Annotated in this window: 1 protein-coding gene and 1 pseudogene; both read right to left on the bottom strand. The window is 71.5% G+C overall.

Annotated elements, in window-relative coordinates:
* A pseudogene (locus IE277_RS48700) lies at positions 1–508 on the bottom strand (IS1182 family transposase); the annotation flags it as partial.
* Between the two features lie 169 nt (positions 509–677).
* Positions 678–1,132: transposase (locus tag IE277_RS48705; protein ID WP_229882611.1), on the bottom strand; the 455-nt coding region annotated here is incomplete at its 5' end.

Here is a 1,132-nt window from a genome sequence, read left to right on the forward strand (position 1 = left end):
AGCCCGCGCTGACCTGTCCCTGGGGGCAGGTGACCTGCTGATTGTCGTAGTCGATGTGGAAGTCGTCCCGGGCGAAGCCCTCGTTCTGACGGTGCTGGCGGGCGGGGTTGCTCTTCAGCGGCCCGGAGACGGTGACCTGGTGTTCGCGGGCGGCTTGTTCCAGGTGGGGCAGGGAGGTGTGACCGGCGTCGACCAGGTGCTCGGCTGGGAGCAGTCCGCGGCAGGCGAGGCGGGTGTGGATGCCGGGCAGGACCTGGCTGTCGTGGGTCGTGGCCGCGGTGGTGGCAACGTCCGTGATCACGTCGGGGCCGTCGGGAGCACAGGTCTCGGTCAGACGGGCGGTGAACCCCTTCCAGCTGATGATGTGTCCGTGGCGTGCGTAGCGGGCCGACGTGTCGTCGGGCGAGACGACCGCCCGGGAGGAGGGCGGCAGTCCGGGCCCGCCTTCCGTCTCGGCAGTGCGCCGGCGCAGGCGGCCCGCGGCGTCGCGGTGGTGGTTGTGCACCATGATCTGGCGCAGGGCCTGGACACGAGGGCCCGACGCACGGTCCGCTCCGTGCCGGTGGAGGTGCTCCAGGAGCCTGACGGCGTCGTCGCCGGTGGCGAGGATTCTGGTCTTGGGCTTGGTGGGGTTCTTGCCCAGGCGAACCGGACGGCCGTAGCGGCGGCCCCAGTCCTCATCGACCAGCCCGTCCAGCAGGTGAGGAGAGATGCCGGCGACTTCTTCCAGTGCCGCACGGACCGCCCCGGGTGACCAGCTCCAGGCGCGTCAGGTCCCGCACCGCGGCCAGGACGTGGGTGGAATCGGTGCGCTGCGTGGTGCGCTCGCGCACCAGCCCGGCTTCCTTCAGGCGGGCCAGCGCCAGGTCGAGAAGGCGGTCGGCCCGGCCGTCCTCGGTGAGACGGTCCCGGAAGTCGGCCGGCACGCTGTGATGGAAGCCGGGGTCGTCCAGCTCCATGGCCGGCGCGTACCTGAAATCAATGCGGCAGCGAACCGCCTCGGCGGCCTGCCGGTCCGGCAGACCGAGTACGAATTGCAGCACACAGACGGTGGCCGGCTGAGCGGGAGAGGGACCCGGCCGCCCGTCGCGCGGGTACCAGTCGGCGAAGTCCTCGTCGCACCACAGGCCAT

It is taken from the genome of Streptomyces alanosinicus (genome assembly GCF_014650595.1).
Taxonomy (GTDB): domain Bacteria; phylum Actinomycetota; class Actinomycetes; order Streptomycetales; family Streptomycetaceae; genus Streptomyces; species Streptomyces alanosinicus.